Below are 25,399 nucleotides of genomic sequence, written 5' to 3'. Positions count from 1 at the left end.
CCATGCCGACGTTACGCCTGCTTCTCGCCCTCGCCCTCGCCTGGCTCGGCACCCCGGCCCTGGCGCAGACCCTCGATAAGGTGACCGTCGCCGGCTGGAGCCAGCCGATCAGCGAGATCACCAACCTGCTGGCCGAGCCCGATCACGGGCTGTTCAAGGCCCGCGGCATCGCCCTCGATTACGTGCCGGGCAATGGCGGCGGCTCGGCGATCCAGGCGCTGCTGGCGGGACAGGCGGATGTCGCCTTCACCGATCCGGCCTCGTTCTATCTCGCCCTCGACAAGGGGGCGGATCTGGTGGCGATCTACAACATCTATCCGCAGAACGTGTTCACCATCGTGGCGCCGAAGGGCCGAGGCCTCCGCTCGGTCGCCGACCTCAAGGGCAAGCGCGTCGGCGTCTACAGCCTGGCGAGCGGCACCCGGCAGCACCTGCTCCTGCTGCTCGCCGCCGCCGGGCTGAAGGAGAGCGACGTGACCGTTGAGGTCACCGGACTGCTCAACTTCGCGCCCCTGATCCAGGGCCAGGTCGACGCGACAGCGGCCACCGATACCGGGCTCCTCGTCGGCCGCGCCAAGGGCCTGGGCGACGTGGACGTGATCGCGGTGCGCGACCACCTCAACCTGCCGAGCGACATCTTCGTGGTGACGCGCCAGGATTACGAGACGAAGAAGCCGCTGCTCAAGCGCTTCCTCGCCGCCTATCGCGATTCCACCGCCTGGATGATCGCCAAGCCCGACGCGGCAGCGCGGCTCGCCGTCACCCGGGCGATCAACGGGCGCGACGAGGCGATCAACCGCGAGGTGATCCGGCTGCGCAACCTCTCGAGCGTGTCAGCCACCACCGAGCGGGAGGGCCTCGGGCATTTCGACCTGCCGGTCCTCCAGCAAGGCGCCGACCAGTTCCGCAGCCTCGGGCTCATCGGCCGCGCCCTCGACATGGGGCAGGTGGTGAAGAGCGACCTGATCCCCGGCAAGGAGGATGCGCGGTGAGGTTCCGCGACCGCGCCATCCTGGTCACGGGGGGAAGCCGCGGCATCGGCGCCGCCATCGCCACGGCCTTCGCCGGCGCGGGCGGCCTCGTGATCGTCAATTACCGCGAGAACCACGCCGCCGCCGAGGCGGTGGCGGAACGCTGCCGGGCGCTCGGCGGGCAGGCGCTCCCGATCGCCGCCGACGTGACCGATCCGGCGGCGGTGGCGGGGCTCAGCGAGCGGATCACCGAGGAGGTCGGTCGCCTCGACGGAATCGTCAACAACGCCTTCGCGCCCTATCGCTTCGATCCCGACCGCCGGGCCCGCTTCAGCGACGTGCCGTGGGACGCCTACCAGCGCCAGTTCGATGGGGCGGTGCGGGCGGCCTACACGGTGGTCCAGGCGCTGCTGCCGCTGATGACCCGGCACAGCGGGGCCGCCATCGTCAATCTGGCGAGCGACCTCGTCGCGCGCCCGAGCATCCCCTACCACGATTACACCACCGCCAAGGCGGCGCTGGTCGGCTTCAGCCGCAATCTCGCGGCCGAGCTGGGACCGCTCGGCGTGCGGGTCAATTGCGTGGCGCCCGGGCTGGTCTATCCCACGGAGGCGAGCCGGGACACGCCCGAGGAGGTGCGCGAGGCGCTGATCGCCCAGACGCCGCTGCGCCGCCTCGCGACCCCGGAGGACGTGGCCGGGCCGGTGCTGTTCCTGGCCGGGGAGGAGAGCCGGTTCGTGACCGGGCAGGTGCTGTACGTCGATGGCGGGCTGGTGATGGGGTGATACCGACGGTCGTTGGAAAGACCTTTGGTGCCGTTCGCGAATTGTCGCCAAGCCCAAGGTCCCGGACAACTGGGCTTGGCATCGACAATTCGAGAGGGAGGCAACGGCCGCGTCGATCTCGGGCCTGCCCGAGATCGAATCGATGCGTCAGCATCGTCGGCCGTTGGTATGATGCCGACGATCGGCGTCAACGATCGTCGGTCTCTCGCCCCTCCCCCGTCACGAAGGCCCGCATCCGCCGGTGGGCCTCCTCGTCGGTGAACTGCTCCGGCGGGGACTTCATCAGCCAGCCCGAGGGACCGACCAGCGCCCCGCCGATCCCGCGCTCCCGCGCCAGCGCCGCGCAGCGCACCGCATCGATGACGATGCCGGCCGAGTTCGGCGAATCCCACACTTCGAGCTTGAGTTCGAGGCTCAGCGGCACGCCGCCGAAGGCCGTGCCCTCCAGGCGGATATGGGCCCATTTGCGGTCGCTCAGCCACGGCACGTAATCGCTCGGTCCGACATGGATGTCGTCTGCCGGCAGGGCGGTCGCGAGCTGGCTCTGCACCGCTTGCGTCTTCGAGATCTTTTTCGACTCGAGCCGCTCGCGCTCCAGCATGTTGCGGAAATCGGCGTTGCCGCCGACATTGAGCTGGTAGGTGCGGTCCAGCGTGACGCCCCGATCGCGAAAGAGACGGGCCAGCGCCCGGTGCACGATGGTGGCGCCGACCTGGCTCTTGATGTCGTCGCCGATCAGCGGCAGCCCGGCCGCTGCGAAGCGGTGGCGCCACTCGGGATGCGAGGCGATGAAGACCGGGATGCAGTTGACGAAGGCGCAGCCCGCCGCCAGCGCCGCCTCGGCATAGAACTCGGTGGCGGCTTGCGAGCCGACCGGCAGGTAGGAGACCAGCACCTCGGCGCCGCAGCGCCGCAGAGCGGCAGCGACGTCGACCGGCCGGGCGGAGGATTCCGGCACGATCGGCGCGAGGTAACGGCCGAGGCCGTCGAGGGTCGGGCCACGCTCCACCACCACCCCGGTCGGCGCGATGGCGGCGAAGCGCGCGGTGTTGTTGGGCGGGGCCAGGATCGCCTCCGCGAGGTCGCGCCCGACCTTGGCGTCCGCAACGTCGAAGGCCGCCACGACCAGGACGTCCCTCACCCGGTAGCCGCCGAGATCGGGGCTCATCAGGCCCGGTACGGCATCGCCCGGGCCGGCCTCGCGGTAATGGGTCAGGCCCTGCACGAAGGAGGAGGCGCAATTGCCGACACCCGCGATCGCGACCCGCACGCTCTTCTGGCCCAAAGCCGGCACTCCTCCGCGACACACGCTCTCCCGAGCTAAGTAGAACACTCCTTGGGAGTATCGACCCCCCGATCGCGCATGGCCGTGCGCCGCGCGTGGCCGTGCGCCGCGCTGGGCCGTAAGGTGCGGGGGCACAACGATGACGGACAACGGGAGGAGACCGCATGGAGATCTTCGACGGGCCGGAGGCCTTGAAGGCGGCGATCGGGCAGGAGATCGGGGTCGGCGCGTGGGTCACCGTCGACCAGGCGATGATCGACCGCTTCGCCGAGGCGACGGACGACCACCAGTGGATCCACGTCGATCCCGCGCGGGCGGCGCGGGAGTCGCCTTACGGCGCCACGGTGGCGCATGGCTACCTCACCCTGTCGCTGGTGCCGCGCTTCATCGCCGGGGTGCGCCGCCTGGAGGGCCTGCGGCTCAGCCTGAATTACGGTCTCGACCGGGTGCGCTTCCCGGCGCCCGTGGTGGTCAATGCGCGCCTGCGCGGCCGGGTGCGGGTGGCCTCCGCCCTCGACGTGCCGCCCCGGGGCCTGCGCACCACCTACGGGGTGACGGTGGAGATCGAGGGCGGCGAGAAGCCGGCCTGCCTCGCCGAGGCGGTGGTTCTGCACCATTGGTGACCGGCATCACGGGTGAACCCTGCGCGTCCGGACGACTTGTCGAGGGAGACGCAGCGGAGCCGTGAGCATGACCGACGAAACGGAGCGGCGGGCGCTTCAGCGCGTGGTGGCGGTGGCGGGGCTCGTGCCGGTCCTGGGCGGGCTCTGGGGCGTGCTGTTCGGCCAGGCCGGCCTCGGCAGCGGCGCCTTCGACGTCTCGACCGACAGCCATTTTCGCTATCTGTCGGGCCTGCTCCTCGGGATCGGCCTGTTGTTCTGGTCGACGATCCCGGGCATCGAGACCAAGGGTTCGCTGTTCCGCTTCCTGACCATGGTGGTGGTACTGGGCGGCCTCGCCCGGCTCCTCGGCCTGTGGCTCACCGGTGTGCCGTCGCTGACGATGCTGGCGGCGCTCGGCATGGAGCTGGTGGTCACGCCGCTGCTCTGCCTGTGGCAGATCAGGGTGGCGAACCGGGCGGGGACGGCGGTGCTGTAAAGTGAGGCGACCGGCCGCCGCGCCTCTCAATCTACCCGCGTCCACATCTGCTTCTTGCAGATCAGCCCTCCGAGCACGCAGCCCGACAATTCGAGCACGTTCGGCCCCTTCATGGCGAGCTTGCCCGAATAGGTCTTGCCGTCGCGAAAATTGTAGAGCGAGCCCTCCCAGCCGTCGCCGGACGGGCGCATGTCGCGGGTGAGCGCCACGCCGACGATGCTGCGGCCCCGCAAGGAGGCATCCGGGTTGTTCACGTCCTTGGCCTCGCCGGTCAGAACCTTGGCGACGGTGCCGCAATAGCCGGCGCCGCAGCGGCTGATGCGGATCTGCGCATCACCGCCAGGGGTGAGCCAGGTGCCGGCGGGCTGAGGACCCGCCTGCGCGTGGGCGAGCACCGGCACGCAGGCGAGAAACAGGGCGGCGAGACGAACGGGACGCAACGGCGTGGCCTCCGGCTTTGCGCGAATCGACAGGCCCCCGACGTAGCGCCTTCCCGCCCGTCCCGCCATGCGCTCAACGGCCGACGGCCGGCGTCACGCGACCAGCTCCGGGAACGGCACGATGGTGGATTTCACCGTCTTCATCGCCATCGCGTCCTTCACCGCCTGCGACACGCCCTCCTGCGTGAACGGATAGACCGTCTGCATCTCCAGCCACGGGTACTTGTCCCGGGCGCGGTAGAGCATGTCGACGCCGAGCGGCAGGTCGTTGCCGGTGAAGGCCCAGGAGCCCAGGACGTTCAGGTCCTTGGAGCAGATCCGGTGCCACGAGGTTTCGATCTTCCCCGCATCGGTGAACTGGCCCATCTCGACATAGGTGCCGCCGTCGCGCAGGAACTCGATGCCCTCGGGTCCCGCACTCGGGTGGCCCGAGCAATCCATCACCAGATCGGCGCCGAAGCCGCCGACGATCTCGCGCACCGCCGCGATGCGGGCCTCGGGCGTCGTGACCTCGGTGATGTCGACGGTCGCCTCGGCACCGAACTTGCGGGCAAGCGCCAGGCGCGGCTCCTCCGGCGCGCCGACGCAGATCACCCGCCCTGCCCCCATCTCCTGCGCGGCGGCCACCGCCAGGATGCCGATTGGGCCGGAGCCCTGGATCACGACGGTGTCGCCCCACTTGAACCCGCCCGCCCGGGTCGCCCGGTTGAAGGCGCGGATGCACGAGGTCAGCGGCTCGGAGAGCGCGCCGAGGCGCAGCGACATGTCGTCGGGCAGCTTGTAGACCTTGGTGCCCGGCAGCATCTCCAGGTCGACATAGACGTATTCGGCCCAGCCGCCCCACAGGTGCGGCGCCTTGTCGAAGCCGAGATAGCGCCCGTAATAGACCGGGGTCAGGCACTTGTTGGCCTGCTCCGGGTAATGGACGCAGTAATAGCAGTGCCCGCACGGCATCAGCGGCGGGATCATCACCTTCGATCCGACCTGGAGCGGCTTCTCCATGAAGTCGGCGGTGAACTCGTCGCCCTTCTCGACGATGACGCCGCCGATCTCGTGGCCGAGAGTGAAGGGCCACGGCAGGGGCTTGGGCCAATGGCCCTTGAGGATGTGCTGGTCGGTGCCGCAGACGCCGCAGGCGCCGACCTTGATCAGCGCGGCCTTGCGCGGAACCTTCGGCCAGGGCACCGATTGGATGACGGGTTCCGCCCCGGGGCCCGCGAACGTCGCGACGCGGATCTCTGGCTTGCTCATCGGCGCTTCCTCGGCTGGCTGTTCTGGCGCGGCGCGGGGCCGCGCGCCGGGTCGCTGCCCGGCCGCCCCGACCCTATCATCGAATTCAGATTGTGCATCCCAATCGGGCGCGATCGATCGTCGAGGCGCGTCATGGCAGCCGTGACGGACAAGCACGGCCGGATCGACGCCCTCCTCGACCGGATCGAGCCGCCGCCCCTCGCCTCCTGGGCCTATGCCCTGCGGATCTGGCTCGCCATGATGCTGGCGCTCTATGCCGGGTTCTGGCTCCAGCTCGAAAGCGCGTCCTCGGCCGCCGTCACGGTGGCGATCCTGGCGCAACCCCGGCGCGGCCAGGCCCTGTCGAAGGCGGCCTACCGGTTCCTCGGCACGCTCGTGGGCTTCGCGGTGGCGATCCTGTTCACCGCCCTGTTCGGGCAGGACCGGGTCGAGATGCTGGTCGCCTTCGCGACCTGGATGGGCTTGTGCGTCTTTGTCGCCAACTACCTCCAGGGCACGAAGGCTTACGGCGCCATGCTGTCGGGCTACACGGTGGCGATCATCGCCATCAACACCATCGACGCGCCGCAATCGGCGTTCGAGTCCGGCCTCGCCCGCGTCGCCGCGATCACGCTGGGCATTCTGTCGATCACCGTCATCAACGATGCGCTCGGCGCCCCGAATGTCTTCCCGGACCTGAGCGCCGGCATGGCCAAGGCCCGCGATGCGGTGCGCGCCTTCGTCCGCCGGGTGATCCAGGACGGCGATCCGGGCCCCGAAGCCGCCGCCGACGCGATGCGCCTCGTGGCCGCCCCCCGCGACGCGATCGGGGTGGTGGCGACAGAGTTCCATGACGGTAAGAACCGGGCGGCCGGCGCCCGCAGCGCAGTTGCGTCCCTGTTCGCCTCGGTGGCGGCGGCCCGCTCCTTCGCGCTGGCGGTCGCGCGCTCCGGCGATCCGGGCGGCCTGCGGGCACGGGTGCTGGCGGGCCTCGACGGCGACCGGGAGGCGCTGCCCGAACTGGTGGCCCGGCTCGACGCCCTGGCGGCGGGCGGCGAGACCGATCCCGATGCCGTGCTGCGGCACCGGCGCGCCATCGACCTCCTGCGCCAGGATCGCCTCGCCGAGGATGGCATCGCGGCGCTGGAGACCGGCCGCGAACCGTTGCGCGACATGCGCCTGCCGGTGCACCGCGACTTTCCCGATGCCCTGCGCAACGCCGCCCAGGTCGTCATCACCGTGGCGATCAGCGCCGCGCTCTTCGTGCTGAGCGGCTGGCCAGCGACCTCCGCGGCCCTGCTCCAGGTCTCGGCCTTCGCGGCGCTCGCCTCGATCAACCCGAACCCGATCGGCTTTGCCACCGGCGCGCTCTGGGGCATGCCCCTCGCCGCACTCTGCGCCGGCGCGGTCGAGTTCCTCGTGCTCGACGGCGGCCAGGGGTTTCCGCTGCTCGCCATCGCGATGGCGCCGGTGATCGTCACCGCCTGCCTGCTCAGCCTGCGGCCGGGCACCGCGAGCCTCGGCTTCATCCTGCTGGTGTTCTTCCCCGTCGTGCTCTCGCCGGCCAATCCCCAGCCCTACAACCCGGAATCCTACCTCAATGCGAGCGTGCTGTTCTGCGTCTCCGGGCTGATCCTGTTCCTGGTGACCCGGATCGTGCTGCCGACCACCAACGCCCATCGGCGGCGCTGGTCGCTCCGGGCCACCCGGGCCGACGTGATCGAGGCGCTGTCGGGGGAGCCGCAGGAGGCCGACGAGCGGGTCAACCTCGATGCCGACCGGGTGGTGCAGTTCGCCGGCTGGGCCGGCACCGCGGGCGCCGTCCGCCGCGCGGCCTTGCGGCACGCCTTCGCGCTCGCCGCCCTCGACACCGCTGCGGCCGGGGCACAGGCCGGCCTCAACCGGCTCGCCGGACGTCCGGCCTTTGACGCCGCGGTGCGCGACGCACGGGCCGCCCTGCGGCGGGCCGAGGCGGATCATCTGCGCAAGGCGGGGACCGCCCTGCTCGCCGCCGGCCGCGACGCCCCGGCCGACTCGCGCCGCATCGCAACACGGGTCGTGGCCGACCTCACCGCCGCGTCCTATGTCATCGAAGGACAGGGCCGGGTGCTGCGGCGCCTCGATCTGTGGGGGACCCGCTAGGCCATGTTCCACGAGCTGACGATCGGCGGGGTGCTGGTCTCCCCCTTCATCGTCTACGCGGCCCTCGCCCTGGCGATCCTCCTGGTTTTGCGGCCGCTCCTGCGGCTGATGCGGTTCGAGCGCATCTTCGCGAACCCGCCGCTGGCCGAGGCGGGGATCTACATGTGCATCCTGGCGCTCCTGATCGTGCTGGTGTGAGGAGAGTGGCGTGGCGGTGAAGCGGACGACCCGGGGCCGGCGGCTGTTACGGATCCTGGCGACCCTCGCGGTGCTGGCGCTGGCCGCCTTCGCCGCCCTCATCGTCTGGCAGTATTACGTCACCGCGCCCTGGACCCGGGACGGGCGGGTGCGGGTGCAGGTGGCGCGCATCGCCCCCCAGGTCTCGGGCCAGATCACCGAATTGCGGGTGGTCGACAACCAGCTCGTCCGCAAGGGCGACGTGCTCTACGTGATCGATCCGTTCGACTTCACGGTCGCGCTCGATTCGGCCAAGGCCGAGGTCGAGAACCGCGCCGCCGACCTCCAGGTCAAGCGGGCCCAGGCCGCGCGGCGCGAGGCGCTGACCACGGTCTCGACCTCGATCGAGGAGAAGCAGCAATATGCCGGGGTGGCCAGGCAGGCGGAGGCCGCTTTCGCCTCGGCGAAGGCGCAGGCCGCCCAGGCCGAGATCAACCTGACGCGCACGGCGGTGAGGAGCCCGGTCAACGGCTACGTCACCAACCTGCTCCTGCGGGTCGGCGACTATGCGGCGGCGGGCACCTCCAACATCTCGGTCATCGATGCCGATTCGTACTGGATCGACGGCTATTTCGAGGAGACCAAGATGGACCACATCCGGGTCGGCGACCCGGCGACGGCCGCGCTGATGGGCTATGCCGCGCCGATCCGCGGCCGGGTCGACAGCATCACCCGCGGCATCAGCACCCCGAACGCCGCGGCGAGCACGCAGGGGCTGCCCAGCGTCGATCCGGTCTATACCTGGGTCCGCCTCGCCCAGCGGGTCCCGGTGCGGATCCGCATCGAGGCGGTGCCGCCGGGCATCGCCCTCGTCGCCGGCACGACCGCCACAATCTCGGTCGGCGCCTATGCCGAGCGCGGCGACCGCCTGCGCGACGTGTTCAGCGCCTTGGTCGACCGCCTCGGCCCGAAGCGGCCGCAGGATGCCGTCGTCTCGCCGGCCGGCATCACCACCACGGTCAAGGGCTCGCACGAGGTCTCGACCCTGCCGGCCCCCGACCCGACGGCGGGCCCGAGCGCCGACGAGATCGCCCCGGGCATCGCACCCGGCATCAACGAGGCGCCGGAGAGTGCCAAGGACGGTCAGAGCAAGGATACACCGGGCAGGGAGCAGCGCGGTTCGCAGCGCAATCCGGGCCCCGGCCGCACCACACGGGATTGACACGCTCCCGCTTCGCACGGCACAGGAGAAGGGCTTCACCGCGCGCGGGCGTGGCGGAATTGGTAGACGCAGCGGACTCAAAATCCGCCGTCCTCACGGATATGTCGGTTCGAGTCCGACCGCCCGCACCAGTCGCCGCGTATGATCGGCGGATCGTTCGGTCTGGCTCCAGGCCCGATCCGGTGCTGGGCTCAACCGATCCCTTTTACTTCTCGTCGACTGCCCGACGCATCGGCGGCCGCCCCTGCTGTCGTCACCCGGATCGGTCATCACGGCTCGTGGCGCGCATCACGCCTCCGGCACCGTCAGGGCACGCGCCAGCACCGGCATCACCCGCGCATCCCCCATCTGCGCCACGTTGAAGCGCATGCGCGACCCGGCCGTGCATGAGACGCTGAACACGTCGCCCGGCGCCAGCACCACGCCGTCGCGCAGGGCGGCCCGGGCCACGGCGGCGGCGTCGCGGGTCTCCGGCAGGCTGCACCAGAGATAGAACCCGCCCCGCGGCATCAGCCAGGGCCGGATGCCGAGCGGGGCCAGCCGTTCGGCAGCGTCGCGCCGGGCCCGGTCGAGGCGGCGGCGCAGGGATTCGAGGTGCTTGCGGTACTGTCCGTCGCCGAGCACGCCCGCCACCAGCTCGGCCGCGACCGGGCTGACCCCGCCGAAGCTCGTCGCGACCTGGAGGTCGATCAGCGCCTCGATCCACTCCGCCTTGGCCACGACGTAGCCGCAGCGGATCGAGGCCGAGAGGGTCTTGGAGAAGCTGCCGATCCGGATCACCCGCGCCAGCCCGTCGAGGCCGGCGAGCCGCGGCGACGGCTCGGGCTCGAAGGGCGCGAAGATGTCGTCCTCGACGATCGTGACGTCGTGGGCGGCCGCCGCGTTGAGGATCCGGTGGGCGATGGCCGGCGAGAGCGTGGCGCCGGTCGGATTGTGGAGCGCCGAATTGGTGATGTAGAGCCGCGGCCGGTGCGCGGCGGCCTCTGCCGCGAAACGCTCCGGGTCCGGCCCCGCCTCGGTATAGGGGACGCCGATCACGGTGGCCCGGTGGGCGCGCAGCAGGGCCTGGAAGTTGAAGTAGCAGGGATCGTCGACCAGCACCGTGTCGCCCGGGCGCACCAGCAGGCGGCAGATCAGGTCGATCGCCTGCGTGCCCGAGCCGGTGAGCAGGACCTGATCGGGGCCGACCGCCAGCCCCTCCCCGGCGCATTGCCGGGCGAGCATCCGGCGCAAGGGCAGCGGGCCCCGCGTGGCGCCGTAATCGGTGAGCACCGAATCCTCGGCCCGGGCGAGGCCGCGGGCGGCGCGGCGGAGCGCCGCCACCGGCATCCAGGCCGGCGGCAGCCAGCCGCAGCCGGGCTTCGGGATCTCCGGCTCGGCGTCGAGGGATTGCCGCGACACCCAGAGCGGGTCCACGGCCCGGTCGAGGCGCGGGCCGATCTTGGCGAGCGCCGGCAGCGGGCCCGGCGCCGCGGCGTAGAAGCCGGAGCCGGGCCGCGAGCGCACTGCCCCCTCCGCGGCCAGGCGCTCATAGGCCTCGACCACCGTCGAGGGCGAGACGCCCATGGCGGTGGCAAGCCCGCGGATCGACGGCAGGCGCTCGCCCGGGGCCAGCCCCCGCGCGGCGATCCGCCTCCTGATCGCCGCCATCACCGCCGCCGTGCGGCCGCCTTCCGCCATCGCCCGGTCCCCGACAGTGTGGGTGCAGACACCCATACAGTTCGGGAGAACCGTATGGGACCGTGCCTTCGGGGGGAAGCCTGTCGCACGCTATCTCTCCCGCCGGACGCGCGGCGTGTCCCGATGCGAGAAGAGATGCGAACGATGCAGCGGTCGGCGGACGGGTGGGGCAGCGGGCTCCTCGGGGTGGTCATCTTCAGCGGCTCGCTGCCGGCGACCAGGGTAGCGGTGGGGGGCTTCTCGCCGCTCTTCCTCACCTCGGCCCGGGCGGTGATCGCGGCATTCCTCGGGGCGGGGTTGCTGTGGGGATTGCGGCAGGCGCGGCCGGCCCGGTCGGATCTGATGTCGCTCGCGATCGTGGCCTTCGGCGTCGTGCTGGGCTTCCCGCTCCTGACCGCGCTCGCGCTCCAGCACATCACCTCCGCCCACTCGATCGTGTTCATCGGCCTCTTGCCGCTCGCCACCGCCCTGTTCGGAGTGCTGCGCGGGGGCGAGCGGCCGCGGACGGCGTTCTGGCTCTTCTCGCTGATCGGAAGCGCCGCGGTGGCGGGCTTCGCCCTCGTCCAGAGCGGGGCGGGCTCGTTGACCGGCGACCTCCTGATGCTCGCCGCGATCCTGCTCTGCGGGCTCGGCTACGCCGAGGGCGCGGCCCTGTCGCGGCGGCTGGGCGGCTGGCAGGTGATCTCCTGGGCCCTGGTGCTGGCCCTGCCGGCGATGCTGGTCCTGGCGCTCGCGACCCGGCCGGCAGGGGTGGCGCAGGTCGGCGGCCCGGCCTGGCTCGGCCTCGCCTATGTCTCGGTGTTCAGCATGCTGGTCGGCTTCGTGTTCTGGTATCGCGGTCTGGCGCGGGGCGGCATCGCGGGGGTGGGCCAGTTGCAACTGCTTCAGCCGTTCCTGGGTTTGGCGCTGGCAGGCCTGCTGCTCGGCGAGCCGGTCGCCCCGTCGATGATCGCCGTGACGGGGCTGGTGGTCCTGTGCGTGGCGGGAGCCAAACGATTCGCGTGAGCGGACCGCCCCATCCTGGGTCAGACGCCTAGGGCCGAGGTTGACGCGGCGTTTACGGCATCGGGTGCATTCTTTGCACCATGCGTCGTGGCATTGTTGCGTTCTCAGCCTTCACGCTTTTCGGCCTGGGGCTTACCGGATGCGCGCTCAACCGGTTTGAGCAGCGCGAACCTTGGCGGAATCAGGCCGAAGAGGTCTGCCTCGCCCAGAAACTCGTTCGTCCGAGCGAGGACATCCAGCCGATCAAGGAGATCGACGGGCCGGGCGTATGCGGGATGGTGCATCCGTTCCGGGTCACGCGGCTCGCCGGCGGCACGGTGGCGCTCAAGCAGCGCATGACGCTGGCCTGCCCGATCATCCCCGAGGTCGAAGCCTGGCTCGCCGGCACGGTGCAGCCAGCAGCCGAGATCTATTTCGGCCAGCCGGTGGTCGAGATCAATTCCGGCTCCTATGCCTGCCGCGGCCGCAACAACCAGGTCGGCGCCAAGCTCTCGGAGCATTCCTTCGGAAATGCGGTCGACGTGATGTCCTTCCGCTTCGCCGACGGCTACGTGGTGACGGTGAAGGGCGGCTGGCGCGGCACGGAAGCCGAGCAGGGCTTCCTGCGCGAGGTCTTCCTCGGCGCCTGCAATCACTTCACCACCGTGCTGGCGCCGGGGTCGAACGTCTACCACTACGACCACATCCATGTCGATCTGGCGCGGCACGATCCAAGGGGCCTGCGCCGGATCTGCAAACCCCTCATCAAGTACGAATCGCGGCTGCCGCCACCGGGCACGCCGCTGTCGCCGATCCGCAAGAAGCCAGTCTGGCAACCGGCCCCCGACCCGGCGCCGATCGACGTCGAGCAGGACGATCCGTATGGGCTGACGCCGACGAGCGCCCGGGAGACCGGCTCGCGCATTGCCCGCGCGCCATCCCCGCCTGCGTCGCGCCCGGCGCCGGTTCACGCCTACGCCCCGCCGCCCGCGCCGCGGCCGGTGCTGGCCGCCGAGCCCCGCGCCCTGCCCGAGCCGCTGCCGCTCGCGGGCCCGACCTGGTCGTCGGGCCCGATCTACTGAACCACGATCACGCCGGCGCGCCGCCGAGATCCGCCACCACGGCGCGCCGTGCCGCGGCATCCTCGGCCAGGCGATGGACATGCATCTCGGTCGCCCCCCGGGCCCGGGCGCGGGTGAGCCAGCCATGGGCGAGGCGCTCGCGCGGGCTCTCGCCGGCGGCAGCCACCGCCACCAGTTCGGCGGTCCCGTCGCCGCCGCGGCGCACCGCGATCACCACCGCCTCCCCGACCTCGGCCGGATCGTCGTCGAGCGTGTGGATCCCCACCACGTAGCGGCGGCCGGAGCGGCCGCGCCAGGCGCTCAGCGGCAGGGCCGGGGTGCCCCGGAGGCTCGAGGCCGTTCTCAGGCGCTCCTCACGCACGTCCATTCTCCTCGCGCGGTCGTTCTGGATGTCCCGCATCGCTACCGACCAGGACAGGGCTCGCTTGTTCGCCATTTGTTCCAGCCTAGTTCCGATTCTGGATGTCCGTCAAGCGCGAACGATCGACGTGAACAAGATCTGGCGAGGCGGTGCGCGCCATTCAAGACCGGGGTGAGCAACAAGGGGCGCGGCGGCCGGCAACCCGGCCGCCGCGCGCTCCTTCACCAGCGGTGATGCCAGCCGTGATGGCCCCAGCCACCCCAGCCGACGCGGTGCCACCCGCCGCCATAGCCCCACGGGCGGTGCCAACCGGCGCGCCGCCAGCCATAGCCCCAGCGAGGACCGACGACGACCGTCCGGTAGCCGACGACCGGGGCGTAAAAGACTCTCGGCCCGAGATTCGGGCGGCACCAGCCGCGCCAGTTCCGGTGGAACCCGGGGCCGCAGCCGTCGCGGGCTTCCGCCGTCGACGCCGTACCGACAAGGGCGCCGAGAGACAGGATCGCGGCGCCCGCAGCCATTGTCCAACGCATGATGGCCTCCTGTTCGTGAGGCCCATGAAATGCACGAGACGGCAAAACCGTTTCGAGGTTACGAAGAGTTCATGTTGGACGCGCGGCGGCGCGAAGGCGACGCTTGCGTGACGCTCGCAACCGGACCGAGATGGAATGCTTTCTGGACGCGGGTTGGATCATCCCATCCGCGACCTCATCCTCAGGTGACCGGCAATCGAAGATCGGCTGACCTCGAAGCTCGAAGGAGTGATCCGACGTCCGGACGATTCGGTCCGGACGTCGGATCGACAGCCCGCACGGTGGAACCGTCGGCTCCACACGCCTGAGCGAAGCCGATGGCCGCATCGCGAAGCGATCAGTCGGACATCGGATGATCCAGTTCGCTCTGATACCAACGGTCGTTGGAAACGACCTTTGGTGCCGTTCGCGAATTTTCGCCAAGCCCAAAATCCCGGACATCTGGGCTTGGCATCGAAAATTTGAGATGGTTCATCGGCCCGATGCGTCAGCATCTTGGGCCGATGGTATGAGACGTCTGGAAGCTTCCTGCGAGGCTCCTTGCCGTCGCACCTCAGGACGAGGTTGAGGGTGAAACGAGAGTTCGTTCGCGGTTAGGCGTCGACGATCGGCACCGCTCGAAGCGTCACGTCTGCGGCGCCTGCACCGCATCGCGCGCCGCGCCGGTCCATCCCGCCTCGCGCATCAGGACGTCCGAGGCGGTCTCGATCCGCTCCTGCAACGTCGCGAAGAACGTGTCCCGCGGCAGGCCCGGGGGAATCGGGGGCAGGAACTCGATGACCGCATTGCCAGGCCGATAGGTCAGGCGGCGGCGGCCCCAGAACATCCCGGTATTGAGCGCGACCGGCAGGCACGGCACGCCGAGCCGGTCGTACATGTGGACGACGCCGTACTTGTAGGCCGGGGCCGCGCCGGGCGCGCGCCGCGTGCCTTCGGGGAAGATGATCAGGCGGCGGCCGTCGGCCATGGCGGCGGCGGCCTCGTCGTTCATCAGCGCGAGCGCGCGGGACCCCTTGGAGCGGTCGATCGCCACCATCTCGCTGCGGGCGAGGTACCAGCCGAACAGGGGCAGCCACATCAGCTCGCGCTTGAGGATGTAGGTGAAGTCGTCGAGCACCGTGACGAGGGCCAGGGTCTCGAGGGCCGACTGGTGCTTGGCGGCGACCAGGACGGCGCCGGCCGGGCGGTGCTCCAGGCCCCGGAACTCGACCCGCAGGCCCACGATGGCCTCGAGCAGCCTCAGGGTCACCCGGCCCCAGGTCTGGGCCAGCCACACCACGCTGCGCCGGGTCGCCAGAGCCGGCAGGCCGGCGATCAGGAAGACCGTGGTGACGAGATAGAACGCGACGGTGAACAGAATCGAGCGGACGAGCGTCATGACGGGCGGAACAGCGAACCTTCCGGGCCGGCGCCGTTTCCAGGAGGGGGGATCGCACGCCGCCCGCGTGATGCGGAGGGCCTCTCCTTAGAGCATTTCGGCGCGCGCGTAACGGCGAATGCCGGGTGCAGGCGATCACCAGCCGGAAACGCGCCGGAGCGGATGCCGGAGCGGAAAAAACATGCTTTAAGCCTCGACGGACCCGCGCATGAGACGCGGGGAACGCCATCGGTCCGCACGACCGGACCCACCGAGGGAGGATGCCATGACCATGCTCACGCGCCGCCGCGCGCTCCATCTCGCCGTCGCCGGTGCCGTCGCGGGCCCGGCGGTGCTGCGCATCACCCGGGCGCATGCGGCCGAGTTCAGCCTGAAGGCCGCCAACAACACCCCGCTCAGCCACCCGCTGACGATCTACATGACCAAGGCCGCGGATGCGATCCGCCAGGAGACCGGCGGCAAGGTCGACATCGCGCTGTTTCCCAACAACCAGCTCGGCGGCGATACCGACATGCTGAGCCAGCTGCGCTCCGGCGCACTGGAATTCTTCACCCTCTCGCCCCTGATCCTCGCCACCCTGGTGCCGGCGGCCTCGATCAGCGGCGTCGGCTTCGCATGGGGCTCCTACGACAAGCTGTGGCCGGCGATGGACGGTGACCTCGGCGCCCATGTGCGGGCGCAGATCGAGAAGTCCGGCCTCTTCGCCTTCGACCGGATCTGGGAGAACGGGTTCCGCCAGACCACCTCCTCGACCCGGCCGATCCTGAAGCCCGAGGACTTCAAGGGCTTCAAGATCCGGGTCCCGCCGAGCCCGATGTGGACCTCGATGTTCAAGGCTTTCGACGCCGCCCCGATGACGATCAACTTCGCGGAAGTGTACTCGGCGCTCCAGACCAAGATCGCCGAGGGGCAAGAAAATCCCCTGACGCTGATCGACACGGCCAAGCTCTACGAGGTGCAGAAGCACCTCTCGAAGACCAACCACATGTGGGACGGCTTCTGGCTCCTGTCGAACGGCAAGATCTGGCGGGGCCTGCCGCAGGAGGTGAAGGCCGTCATCGCCAAGCACTTCAATACCCAGGCGGTGGCGCAGCGCGAGGACATGGCCAAGCGCAGCGGCACGACCGAGCAGGACCTGCGCGCCCGCGGCCTGACCATCCATGACGTCGACACCAAGGCGTTCCAGGCCAAGCTGCAATCGGCCGGCTTCTACAAGGAGTGGAAGGGCAAGTTCGGCGACGATGCCTGGGCGCTGCTCGAGAAGCATACCGGCTCGATCGCCTGATCGCCCTCACCCCCCGGCGGCCCTCGCCGCCGGGGACGCCATGACCGCGCGACCGAACAGGTAGCCCTGCCCTTCGGTAAACCCCTCCTCGTGCACCACGGCGAGCTGGGCCGGCGTCTCGACGCCTTCCGCCACCGTCTCGATGCCGAGGCGCCGGCCGAGTTCCGCCACGACGCCGACGATCGCCCGGCAATCCGGCCGCTCGACGGCGTCGCGCACGAAGGAGGCGTCGAGCTTGATCCGGTCGAACGGGTAGGCGCGCAGCCGGCCGAGGGACGACGAGCCGACGCCGAAATCGTCGAGGGAGATGCGGACGCCCATGGCGTGGAGGAGTTGCAGGTCGTCGACGATGCCGTTGGCGGTGTTGCTCAGCACCGTCTCGGTGATCTCGAGTTCCAGGCGCCGGGGCGCCAGTCCGGTCTGCGCGAGGATCTCCTGCACCGCCCGCGGCAGGCTGCCGTCGCCGAGCTGGCGCACCGAGACGTTGACGCAGATCCGCGCCGGATCGGGCCAGGCGGCGGCATCGCGGCAGGCGCGGTCGAGCACCCACAGGCCGAGCCTCCGGATCAGATCCGACTTCTCGGCGAGGGGGATGAAGCGCCGGGGCGAGATCGGGCCGCGCTCCGGATGCGTCCAGCGCAGCAGCGCCTCGCGGGCGGTGACCGCGCCGTGGGCGAGCCCGATGATCGGCTGGTAGGCGACGCCGAGCTGGCCGGCCGCGAGGGCGCGCCGCAGGTCCTGCTCCAGGCGCCCCTCGTCGCTGCGTTCGGTCTCCAGCTCCGGGGTGAAGGGGCGCCAGGCGGCCTTGCCGGCCCCCTTGGCGGCGTAGAGCGCGCAATCGGCCCGGTGCAGCATCGCGTCGGGAGTGGTGCCGGGATCCGCGAAGGCGATGCCGATGCTGGCCGTCACGAGGCACGGCCGATGGCCCTCGATCGGGTAGGGCCGGGCAAGCTCGATCAGCAGCCCCTCGGCGAGGGACACCGCCATCTCCCCGGCCGTTCCCGGCAGCAGCAGGGCGAACTCGTCGCCGCCGAACCGGGCGGCGAGGCCGGCCTCCGGCATGGCCCGGCGCAGGCGCTCGGCCACCTGCTGCAACAGCGCATCGCCCGCCTGGTGCCCAAGCTCGTCGTTGACGGCCTTGAACCCGTCGAGGTCGAGGAAGAGGAGCGCAGTGCCGGCCGACAGCGCCCCGTCGGCGATGCTCTCGCGCAGGCGCCGCCACAGCATCGCCCGGTTGGCGAGGCCGGTCAGCACGTCGTGATGGGCGAGCCGGCTGATCTCCAGCTCGGCCTCGCGCTGGCGCGTCACGTCCTCGAAGGTGACCACGAAGGCCCCGCCCGGCACGCCGCGGCGCACCAGCGCGATCGCGCGGCCGTCCGACGTCGGGATCACCACCGTCTCGCCGCGGCCGAGCGCCGCCTCGTGCCCGGCGAGCAGGGCGGCGCCCTCGCGCGCTTCGGCTTGCGGCCCCACGAAGGCGAGGGCCCAGAGCGCCTCGACCGGCACCCCGACGAGGTCGCGCCCGGCGGTGGCGGCGAACATCGCGAAGAAGCGCTGGTTGAGGAGCCGCGCCTTGCCGTCGGCATCGAACAGGCACAGGCCCTGGGACATCGTCGAGAGGGCGAGATCGAGGATCAGCGCCACCGCCTCGAATTGGCCGCCCTCCGCCCGCTGCGGGGTCGCGTCACGGATGATCTGGGCGAAGCCGGCGAGCCTGTCGCCGTCGCGGATGGCCGCGATCACCGTGTGGGCGCGGAACCGGCTGCCGTCGCGCCGCGGCCACCAGCCATCCGTCTCGTAGCGTCCCGCCTGCCGCGCCGCCGCGAGGGCGAGGGCGGCGTCCTCGGGTTCATCGCCATACGTGAAGGCACGGCCGACGACCTCCGCGGCCGGGTAGCCGGTGAGATGCTCGGCCCCGGGGTTCCAGGCCACCACCCGCCCGGCCGGGTCGAGGAGGCACAGGGCATGGTCGGCGGCGTTCCAGACGAGGCGGGAATAGGCATTGTGAAGCGCGGAGCCTGTATCAGGTGCCTCCGCGCAGACCGCGATCGCTTCACTCCGCATCGCCAAACAGCCTCACCGCACCGCGGGCTGTTCCCCGCCGCGCGCATCCCCGGGGCGCTACACTATAAGATTTAGTGCTGCAGGTTGAGTCGCATTCTCGGCTTTTACCCCGGCGGCGCACCGCCCGGGGGTTATGAGCCGGTCGTGTGGCTCACTCCCACTCGATCGTGCCGGGGGGCTTGGAGGTGATGTCGTAGGTGACCCGGTTGATGCCCTTGACCTCGTTGATGATCCGGGTCGCGACCCGACCCAGGAACGCCATGTCGAAGGGGTAGAAGTCGGCCGTCATGCCGTCGACCGAGGTGACGGCGCGGAGCGCACAGACATGGTCGTAGGTGCGACCGTCGCCCATCACGCCGACGGTCTTGACCGGCAGGATCACCGCGAAAGCCTGCCAGATCGTGTCGTAGAGCCCGGCCTTGCGGATCTCGTCCAGGTAGATCGCATCGGCCTTGCGCAGGGCATCGAGCTTCTCGGCCGTGATCTCGCCGGGGCACCGGATGGCGAGGCCCGGCCCCGGAAAGGGGTGGCGGCCGACGAAGGCGTCGGGCAGGCCGAGCTCGCGGCCGAGCACCCGGACCTCGTCCTTGAACAGCTCGCGCAGGGGCTCCACGAGCGTCATGTTCATGCGGGCGGGCAGGCCGCCGACATTGTGGTGGCTCTTGATCGTGACCGACGGACCGCCGGTGAACGACACGCTCTCGATCACGTCGGGATAGAGCGTGCCTTGCGCCAGGAAGTCGGCGCCGCCGATCTTCTTGGCCTCGGCCTCGAACACGTCGATGAACAGGCGGCCGATCGTCTTGCGCTTGACTTCCGGATCCGTGACCCCGGCGAGCTCGCCGAGGAACAGGTCCGACGCCTGAACGTGGACGAGCGGAATGTTGTAGTGGTCGCGAAACAGCCGCACCACCTCCTCGGCCTCGCCCTGGCGCAGCAGGCCGTGATCGACGAAGACGCAGGTGAGCTGCTCGCCGATCGCCTCGTGGATCAGCACCGCCGCCACCGCCGAATCGACGCCGCCGGACAGGCCGCACAGCACCTTCGCGCCGCCGACCTGCTGGCGGATCCGGGCGATCGCCTCATCGCGAAAAGCGGCCATCGACCAGTCGCCGGTGCAGCCCGCGATGTCGCGCACGAAGTTGCGGATCAGCAGCGCGCCGTGCGGGGTATGGGCCACCTCGGGGTGGAACTGCACCGCGTAGAATTTCCGGTCCTCGTCCGCCACCGCCGCGAAGGGGGCATTGGGGGAGATCGCCACGGTGGTGAAGCCGTCGGGCAGCTTCGTCACCCGGTCGCCGTGGCTCATCCAGACGGGATATCTCTCGCCGACATGCCAGACGCCGCGAAACAGCGCGCTGTCGGCGATGATCTCGACCTCGGCCCGGCCGAACTCGGCGTGATGCCCACCCTCGACCTCGCCGCCGAGCTGCGCCGCCATGGTCTGCTCGCCGTAGCAGATGCCGAGCACCGGAACGCCGGCCTCGAACACGCCTTGCGGCGCCCGCGGCGAGGAGTCGACCGTGACCGATTCCGGCCCGCCCGACAGGATCACCGCCTTCGGCTTCATCGCCGCGAAGGCCGCCTCGGCCGCCTGGAACGGAACGATCTCGGAATAGACGCCCTCCTCACGCACCCTTCGGGCGATGAGCTGGGTCACCTGGCTGCCGAAATCGATGATGAGGATCTTGTCGTGCTCGGTCGTCATGGGACGATGAGTTAGACGAGGGCCGCGTTCGGCGCAACGCATCGCAACCGCGGAGCCAAGGTGCATGCACGGCATTAACCGGACGTTCATGCGCTAACAGCGAGAGAGGCCACCCAACCCAGCAGACAGGGAACCTCGCCATGCGAGCCATCGTCCTCGGGACTGCCGCTACCCTCGCCACGGCCTTCAGCCTCGCGCCGGCCGCGGCCCTGCCGGTCGCCCCCAGCCACCATGTCGCGCCCGTCGCCTCGATCGAGCAGGCGCAATACGTCACCCGCCGGGTGGTGCGCCGCGGCCCGCGCTGCGTGGTCAAGGTGACCCGCACCCGCGGGCCCTTCGGCCGGGTGGTGGTGCGCAAGGTGCGCCGCTGCGTCTGAGCCACGCCCGCAAGTCGGCAGGGAGGCCCCGCAGGGCCTCCCTTCTCAATCCGGCCAGAGCCCCAGCAGCGTCCGGAGCGCCGCCACGAAGGCGAGCGGCTGGTCGACCATCACGTGGTGATAGGCTTCCGGCAGGTCGATCCGGGGCGAGCCCGGCGGCAGCAGGCTCTGGACATAGGCCGCATCGGCCGGCCGCATCAGGTCCGAGCGGGCGCCGGTGACGAGGGCGAGCGGGCAGCGGGCTTGCCGCACCATCGCGGCCCGGTCCGGCAGGGCGAGGCGGGCCCACATCGACGGATCGAAGCGCCAGGTCCAGCCGCCCTCGACTACCTTCAGCGATTCCCGGGCGATCAGATCGGCGATGTAGAGCGCGTCGCAGGGCTGCACCGGCGCGAAGCGGAACCGCGCCAGCGCCGCCTCCAGGGTCGGGTAGATCCGGTGCTGCCCGATGCGTCCATCCTCGCGCCGGCGGCCGGTGCGGCGCTCGGGCGAGAAGATCGGCGGATCGACGATGACGGCGCCGCGCCAGCGGCCGGCCTGCCGCCCGGCCTCGGTCAGCATCGGGAAACAGCCGAAGGAGTGCCCGACCATCACGGGTGCCCCGGCGGCGAACAGGCCGGCCTCCTCCGCCACCGCCTCGATCTCGTCGGCGAAGGTGTCGAGATCATACGTCTCGCGCCAGTCCGACCCGCCCATGCCGGACCAGGACAGGGCCGCGACCCGATACCCCTCTGCGAGGTACGGCGCGGTGAAGCGCCACCAGCCCGCATGCGCTCCGCTGCCATGCAGCAGCATCAGCCCGGGCCGGCCACGCTCGCCCCAGGCGAAGGTCTCGAGGCGGGCGCCCCTCACGCTGACGCGCCCGATTGCGGGGGCGACCGCGACCGCGTCCCGGAACCAGGCCGGGGCCGGCGGGGACTCGCCCTGGAGATGGGCGAGCGGGGCGGAGAGGGTCGGGTCGGGGGGCAGTTCGGTCACGGACGGCATGATGTGGCTGGGCCGAAGCCGGTGTCAATCGGGGAGTTGGAACGGCGAGTATGGAGCTTGTCGGATAGGAAGACCGGCACCTTCGAAAAGCCGGTCTCTCACGCCCGGATGAACCCGCGCCGCCGCGCCCAGGTCGCGAACAGGCCCGGCCAAGCCGCCGCCGGCGATCCCGGCACGCCAAGGTTGAAGCCGTGGCCACCGCGCTCGAACAGGTGCATCTCCACCGGCACCTCCACGGCCCGCAAAGCCGCGAACATCAGGAGGGAATTGTCGACGACGGCGATCGGGTCGTCCGCCGCCTGGGCCAGGAAGGTCGGCGGGGCCTCGGGCGGAACGCGGGTCTCGACCGAGTAGGTCTCGGTGGCGATGCGGGTCGGGCTGTCGCCGACGAGGACGCGGCGGCTCGACGTGCGGTCGAAGGGCGGCTTGAGGGTGATGACCGGGTAGATCAGCGCCGCGACGTCGGGCCGGGCCGAGACCGCGTCGTCCTCGTCCACGGGCCGGTAGAGCGGCGCGGCGAAGCGGGTGCTGGCCGCGCCCATCAGGTGGCCGCCGGCGGAGAAGCCCATCACCCCGACCCGGTTCGGCTCGTAGCCGTAGCGCCGGGCCCGGGCCCGCACCAGGCGCGTCGCCCGCAAGGCATCCTGGATCGGCGCGTCGGCCCCCGCCGCCCAGCCTTCGCCGGGCAGCCGGTAGACCAGCGCGAAGGCGGTGACGCCGAGGGTGTTGAGCCAGCGCCCGACCGGCACCGCCTCGTGGCCGAGATCGATGCGGCGGTAGCCGCCGCCGGCGGCGATCACCATCGCGGTTCCGGTCGACCGCGCCGGACGCATCACCAGCAGGCACGGCTCGGCGACGCCGGTGACCACGCCCTCGCGGCTCTCGTCGAAGCGCGGCCCGTCCGGACCGGGCCCCCCGCCCCCCGGCGGCGTGCCGGGCCAGAGCCGCATCACCTCCAGGGCGGCACCGGGGGCGGTCTCCGGCGGCGCGTCATGGCCCAGGGCCGTCCCGGAAGGCCGGTCCGCCGGCGTCCTGTCCGGACCACCGGTCAGCGGGCCTACTGGTCTCTCCTGCCCGGCCGCCGGCGCGAGGGCGAGGGCAGCCGCTCCCGTGAGCAACGTCCTGCGATGCAGCGCCATGCCGACCGTCCGATACGCGCCAAGACCCCGACGGTGCCCCCAAGGCTCACCAGCAAGGCTCACCAGTGCAAGGCTTGCCGGCCCCCGGGACTCCCCTCGGCCTGCATACGCCAAGCCGCCGCCAATGCACGGCAGAAAAGTACCGGGCCGGCGGGACGATGCACCGCGCATCGCTCACGGGTGGGCGGACCGGCGCTCCAGGAGCGCGACGTAGAAGCCGTCGGTGCCGGTGCGCTCCGGGCTCATCTGGACGCCGTGGGCGGTGCGGCGCAGCCGGGCGGCGACCGCCTCCGGCAGGTCGGCGGCGCCGGGCGCCAGATCGTCGCGGCGGCCCAGGAGCCCCGCCACCGCCGCGTCGTTCTCCTCCGGCAGGAGCGAGCAGGTGACGTAGGCGATCCGCCCGCCCGGCCGGACCAGCCGGGCGGCGCGGTCGAGCACCGCCGCCTGCTCGGCCACGCGGGCAGCGAGGCTGCCGGGGCGCAGGCGCCATTTGGCGTCCGGGTTGCGCCGCCACGTCCCCGAGCCGGTGCAGGGCGCATCGACGAGGACGAGGTCGGCCTGGCCGTCGAGATCGGTGAGCACGTCCGGCCGGCCCTTGCCGCCGCGGGGCGTGCGAACCTCCGCCGCCGCGCCCGCCCGGCGCAAGCGCTCGTGGATCGGCGCGAGGCGGCGGGGATCGCCGTCGCTGGCCACGAGCCGGCCCGCATTGGTCATCAGCGCCGCGAGAGCCAGGGTCTTGCCGCCGCCGCCGGCGCAGAGATCGATCACGGTCATGCCGGGCTTCACCCCGGAGAGACGGGCGGCGAGCTGGGAGCCCTCGTCCTGGATCTCGAACCAGCCGTCGAGGAATTCCGGCTCGACATGCAGCGCCGGACCGCGCCCGTCGTCGCCGAGCGGCACCCGAAGACCGTCGGGCGCCAGGGGCGTCGGCTCGGGCGAGAGATGGGCGAGCGCCTCCCGCGTCCCGTCGCGGGTCGCCTTGAGCGTGTTGACCCGGATGTCGAGAGGCGCGCGGCGGGCAAGCGCCCGCAATTCGGGCAGGAGGTCGTCGCCCAGCAAGCCTGCGAGGGAGGGCACCACCCATTCGGGCACGTCGCCGGCGATCGGGACGGGGGCGTCGGCGAGGGTGCCGGTCTCGAGCCGCGTCCGCTCGGCCTCGGTGAGCGGGGCGGGCGCGAAGCGCTCGCCGGTGAACAGGTCGGCGATGGTCTGGGCCGCGAGGCCGCGCTGGAGCCGCAGGGAGCCGACCAGCACGGCGCGCGGGCTGTCCTCGCCCATGATCCAGGCGGCGGAGGCGCGGCGGCGCAGGGCGTCGTAGACCAGGGTGGCGATGGTGGCGCGGTCGCCGGACCCGGCGAAGCGGTGGGCGAGGCCCCAATCCTTCAGGGCATCGGCCACCGGGCGGCGGCGCTCGGCGATGTCGGCCAGGACCTCGATGGCGGCGGAGAGGCGGGCGCCGGGGGTCATCGCGACACCTCCGGTCGCGACACCCGCGGTCGCGAAACCTGCGGCCGCGAAACCGCCACGCTCGTGCCACGGGACCGGCCCATACGGGCCAAGCTTTCGGCGTGGACCGTGCCGAAACCTTGGCCGTTCCTCCCGCAGAGCCGGAGTTCCGCTCGCATGATCCCTCGTCCCATCCCGTCCGCCCTCGCCGTGAGTCTCGCCGGCCTGATCGCGCTGGCGGCCGGCGCCTGCGCCACCGCCCCGGCGGCGCCGGCCGTCGACCTCACCCCGCCGCCGCGCCGGCCCTACGACGCCAAGACGCAGCTCGAATACGGCAACCCGCCGCCGCGGGCCCCGCGCTACTGAAGAGGCCCCCTTACCCTCCTGGCGCCCGGATGGCGAGAAGCCGGCGTCAGTCAGGCGAGCAGGATCCTGACGGCGAAGATCAGCCACATCGCCATCAGGACGACGGCCCCGGCGAGGAAAGCCTGGAAGCGCCGGATCACCACGTTGCCGGTGGCATAGATCCCCGCATGGACAATCCGGGTCAGCACGAACAGCCAGGCAAGGCCGACGAACAGGTGGTCGGCCTTCCCGGTCGCCAGGGCGAAGCCGGTCAGGACGTAGAACAGGACCGGCAATTCGAACTGGTTGCCGAAGGCGTTCGAGACCTGCTGCACCGGGGCGGGCCAGGTGCGCTCGCCCAGCGAGATGTCCTTGAGCGTCACGGCACCGGCCCGCGCCGCGGCGAAGCGCGCCCGCCCGGTCCAGAGCAGCAGGCCGAAGGTCAGCAGGACCTGGACGAAGACGGGAGCGAGGACGGCTTTCGGGCTCATGGGCGACCTGTCGGGTTTATTGATTGTTTGACGAATCAGGACACGAGACTCGCTTCGACCTGAACCGTCCAGACAGGCCCGATCGCGACCCCATCCTGAGGTCGTGGACCGGACGGTTCGACGCCGCGGTCAAGCCGAATGCGGCCCCCTCTCTCGCGTCACCCCCCGGGCTCCGAATCCCCCATCCGC

Annotated in this window: 25 protein-coding genes and 1 tRNA gene; 13 read left to right on the top strand and 13 right to left on the bottom strand. The window is 71.2% G+C overall.

The annotated features are described in order from the left end of the window. Positions 1 to 2 precede the first annotated feature (2 nt). Together VP06_RS05855 and VP06_RS05850 are read left to right on the top strand one after the other, a co-directional pair. Positions 3 to 992 carry an ABC transporter substrate-binding protein gene (locus VP06_RS05855; RefSeq protein ID WP_053081552.1) on the top strand — a complete coding sequence of 330 codons (990 nt, stop codon included), beginning with the start codon at positions 3 to 5 and terminating at the stop codon, positions 990 to 992. Beyond that, positions 989 to 1,756 carry an SDR family oxidoreductase gene (locus tag VP06_RS05850; protein WP_048462886.1) on the top strand — a complete coding sequence of 256 codons (768 nt, stop codon included), beginning with the start codon at positions 989 to 991 and terminating at the stop codon, positions 1,754 to 1,756. Before VP06_RS05855 ends, VP06_RS05850 begins: the two co-directional genes overlap by 4 nt. A gap of 187 nt (positions 1,757 to 1,943) precedes the next feature. Here VP06_RS05850 and VP06_RS05845 read toward each other — a convergent pair whose 3' ends face one another. Beyond that, positions 1,944 to 3,041, bottom strand: coding sequence for an inositol-3-phosphate synthase (locus VP06_RS05845; RefSeq protein WP_048462885.1), 1,098 nt, complete (start codon positions 3,039 to 3,041; stop codon positions 1,944 to 1,946). A 164-nt stretch (positions 3,042 to 3,205) separates the two neighbouring features. Here VP06_RS05845 and VP06_RS05840 point away from each other — a divergent pair, with 164 nt between their 5' ends. Both VP06_RS05840 and VP06_RS05835 read left to right on the top strand, forming a co-directional pair. After that, entirely contained in the window at positions 3,206 to 3,664 is a 459-nt protein-coding gene (locus tag VP06_RS05840; RefSeq protein ID WP_048462884.1) for a MaoC family dehydratase, read from the top strand. A 67-nt stretch (positions 3,665 to 3,731) separates the two neighbouring features. Beyond that, complete coding sequence (locus VP06_RS05835) at positions 3,732 to 4,139, top strand: DUF4345 domain-containing protein (RefSeq protein ID WP_048462883.1); 408 nt, start codon at positions 3,732 to 3,734, stop codon at positions 4,137 to 4,139. A 26-nt stretch (positions 4,140 to 4,165) separates the two neighbouring features. Here the strand turns inward: VP06_RS05835 and VP06_RS05830 are convergent, their stop codons facing one another. Together VP06_RS05830 and VP06_RS05825 are read right to left on the bottom strand one after the other, a co-directional pair. After that, complete coding sequence (locus VP06_RS05830; protein ID WP_245291073.1) at positions 4,166 to 4,579, bottom strand: DUF2147 domain-containing protein; 414 nt, start codon at positions 4,577 to 4,579, stop codon at positions 4,166 to 4,168. Positions 4,580 to 4,672: 93 nt separating this feature from the next. Continuing rightward, the gene (locus VP06_RS05825; RefSeq protein WP_048462882.1) at positions 4,673 to 5,830 is read right to left on the bottom strand and encodes a zinc-binding dehydrogenase; all 1,158 of its coding nucleotides are present in this window, start codon (positions 5,828 to 5,830) and stop codon (positions 4,673 to 4,675) included. A 132-nt stretch (positions 5,831 to 5,962) separates the two neighbouring features. Here VP06_RS05825 and VP06_RS05820 point away from each other — a divergent pair, with 132 nt between their 5' ends. The 4 genes from VP06_RS05820 to VP06_RS05805 all read left to right on the top strand — a co-directional run bounded on the left by VP06_RS05820 (position 5,963) and on the right by VP06_RS05805 (position 9,481). Further along, positions 5,963 to 7,951, top strand: a complete 1,989-nt coding sequence (locus VP06_RS05820) for an FUSC family protein (protein WP_048462881.1) — start codon at positions 5,963 to 5,965, stop codon at positions 7,949 to 7,951. 3 nt (positions 7,952 to 7,954) lie between these two features. Then, a complete protein-coding gene (locus VP06_RS05815; protein WP_048462880.1) occupies positions 7,955 to 8,149 on the top strand; it encodes a DUF1656 domain-containing protein in 195 nt (64 codons plus the stop codon). A 16-nt stretch (positions 8,150 to 8,165) separates the two neighbouring features. After that, the gene (locus VP06_RS05810) at positions 8,166 to 9,350 is read left to right on the top strand and encodes an efflux RND transporter periplasmic adaptor subunit (protein ID WP_425350889.1); all 1,185 of its coding nucleotides are present in this window, start codon (positions 8,166 to 8,168) and stop codon (positions 9,348 to 9,350) included. Between the two features lie 44 nt (positions 9,351 to 9,394). Continuing rightward, a tRNA-Leu gene (locus VP06_RS05805) sits at positions 9,395 to 9,481 on the top strand. 157 nt (positions 9,482 to 9,638) lie between these two features. On the opposite strand, the gene VP06_RS05800 is transcribed toward VP06_RS05805, so the two are convergent. Next, complete coding sequence (locus tag VP06_RS05800) at positions 9,639 to 11,030, bottom strand: aminotransferase-like domain-containing protein (protein WP_048462879.1); 1,392 nt, start codon at positions 11,028 to 11,030, stop codon at positions 9,639 to 9,641. Positions 11,031 to 11,174: 144 nt separating this feature from the next. On the opposite strand from VP06_RS05800, the gene VP06_RS05795 reads away from it, so the two are divergent. Together VP06_RS05795 and VP06_RS05790 are read left to right on the top strand one after the other, a co-directional pair. Then, positions 11,175 to 12,035: a DMT family transporter gene (locus VP06_RS05795; protein ID WP_048462878.1), complete on the top strand. Its 861-nt coding sequence runs from the start codon at positions 11,175 to 11,177 to the stop codon at positions 12,033 to 12,035. An 80-nt stretch (positions 12,036 to 12,115) separates the two neighbouring features. Then, positions 12,116 to 13,096 carry an extensin-like domain-containing protein gene (locus VP06_RS05790; protein ID WP_048462877.1) on the top strand — a complete coding sequence of 327 codons (981 nt, stop codon included), beginning with the start codon at positions 12,116 to 12,118 and terminating at the stop codon, positions 13,094 to 13,096. 7 nt (positions 13,097 to 13,103) lie between these two features. On the opposite strand, the gene VP06_RS05785 is transcribed toward VP06_RS05790, so the two are convergent. The 3 genes from VP06_RS05785 to VP06_RS05780 all read right to left on the bottom strand — a co-directional run bounded on the left by VP06_RS05785 (position 13,104) and on the right by VP06_RS05780 (position 15,368). Next, the gene (locus VP06_RS05785) at positions 13,104 to 13,532 is read right to left on the bottom strand and encodes a hypothetical protein (protein WP_048462876.1); all 429 of its coding nucleotides are present in this window, start codon (positions 13,530 to 13,532) and stop codon (positions 13,104 to 13,106) included. 146 nt (positions 13,533 to 13,678) lie between these two features. Continuing rightward, positions 13,679 to 13,990, bottom strand: a complete 312-nt coding sequence (locus tag VP06_RS34520; protein WP_082167198.1) for a GCG_CRPN prefix-to-repeats domain-containing protein — start codon at positions 13,988 to 13,990, stop codon at positions 13,679 to 13,681. A 625-nt stretch (positions 13,991 to 14,615) separates the two neighbouring features. Beyond that, entirely contained in the window at positions 14,616 to 15,368 is a 753-nt protein-coding gene (locus VP06_RS05780; RefSeq protein WP_048462875.1) for a lysophospholipid acyltransferase family protein, read from the bottom strand. A gap of 265 nt (positions 15,369 to 15,633) precedes the next feature. On the opposite strand from VP06_RS05780, the gene VP06_RS05775 reads away from it, so the two are divergent. Further along, positions 15,634 to 16,653 carry a TRAP transporter substrate-binding protein gene (locus VP06_RS05775; RefSeq protein WP_048462874.1) on the top strand — a complete coding sequence of 340 codons (1,020 nt, stop codon included), beginning with the start codon at positions 15,634 to 15,636 and terminating at the stop codon, positions 16,651 to 16,653. Between the two features lie 6 nt (positions 16,654 to 16,659). On the opposite strand, the gene VP06_RS05770 is transcribed toward VP06_RS05775, so the two are convergent. Continuing rightward, positions 16,660 to 18,717 carry a putative bifunctional diguanylate cyclase/phosphodiesterase gene (locus tag VP06_RS05770; RefSeq protein ID WP_053081551.1) on the bottom strand — a complete coding sequence of 686 codons (2,058 nt, stop codon included), beginning with the start codon at positions 18,715 to 18,717 and terminating at the stop codon, positions 16,660 to 16,662. A gap of 151 nt (positions 18,718 to 18,868) precedes the next feature. After that, the gene (guaA, locus tag VP06_RS05765; protein WP_048462873.1) at positions 18,869 to 20,425 is read right to left on the bottom strand and encodes a glutamine-hydrolyzing GMP synthase; all 1,557 of its coding nucleotides are present in this window, start codon (positions 20,423 to 20,425) and stop codon (positions 18,869 to 18,871) included. A gap of 140 nt (positions 20,426 to 20,565) precedes the next feature. Between guaA and VP06_RS05760 the strand changes: the two genes are divergently transcribed. Then, entirely contained in the window at positions 20,566 to 20,802 is a 237-nt protein-coding gene (locus VP06_RS05760; RefSeq protein ID WP_048462872.1) for a hypothetical protein, read from the top strand. Between the two features lie 45 nt (positions 20,803 to 20,847). Here VP06_RS05760 and VP06_RS05755 read toward each other — a convergent pair whose 3' ends face one another. The 3 genes from VP06_RS05755 to VP06_RS05745 form a co-directional block, all read right to left on the bottom strand. Further along, positions 20,848 to 21,789, bottom strand: coding sequence for an alpha/beta fold hydrolase (locus tag VP06_RS05755; RefSeq protein WP_082167197.1), 942 nt, complete (start codon positions 21,787 to 21,789; stop codon positions 20,848 to 20,850). 98 nt (positions 21,790 to 21,887) lie between these two features. Then, positions 21,888 to 22,928, bottom strand: coding sequence for an alpha/beta hydrolase (locus tag VP06_RS05750; protein WP_048462871.1), 1,041 nt, complete (start codon positions 22,926 to 22,928; stop codon positions 21,888 to 21,890). Positions 22,929 to 23,102: 174 nt separating this feature from the next. Next, on the bottom strand, positions 23,103 to 24,395 hold the full coding sequence (locus VP06_RS05745; RefSeq protein ID WP_048462870.1) for an RsmB/NOP family class I SAM-dependent RNA methyltransferase: 1,293 nt from the start codon (positions 24,393 to 24,395) through the stop codon (positions 23,103 to 23,105). A gap of 156 nt (positions 24,396 to 24,551) precedes the next feature. Here VP06_RS05745 and VP06_RS05740 point away from each other — a divergent pair, with 156 nt between their 5' ends. Beyond that, complete coding sequence (locus tag VP06_RS05740; RefSeq protein ID WP_048462869.1) at positions 24,552 to 24,740, top strand: hypothetical protein; 189 nt, start codon at positions 24,552 to 24,554, stop codon at positions 24,738 to 24,740. Between the two features lie 50 nt (positions 24,741 to 24,790). Here VP06_RS05740 and VP06_RS05735 read toward each other — a convergent pair whose 3' ends face one another. Then, positions 24,791 to 25,210, bottom strand: a complete 420-nt coding sequence (locus tag VP06_RS05735; RefSeq protein ID WP_048462868.1) for an MAPEG family protein — start codon at positions 25,208 to 25,210, stop codon at positions 24,791 to 24,793. Positions 25,211 to 25,399 lie beyond the last annotated feature (189 nt).

Origin of the sequence: Methylobacterium aquaticum (assembly GCF_001043915.1) — a bacterium.
GTDB lineage: Bacteria > Pseudomonadota > Alphaproteobacteria > Rhizobiales > Beijerinckiaceae > Methylobacterium > Methylobacterium aquaticum.
The sequence above is the reverse complement of the archived record's forward strand: the minus strand, read 5'-3'. Positions and strand labels throughout refer to the sequence as shown.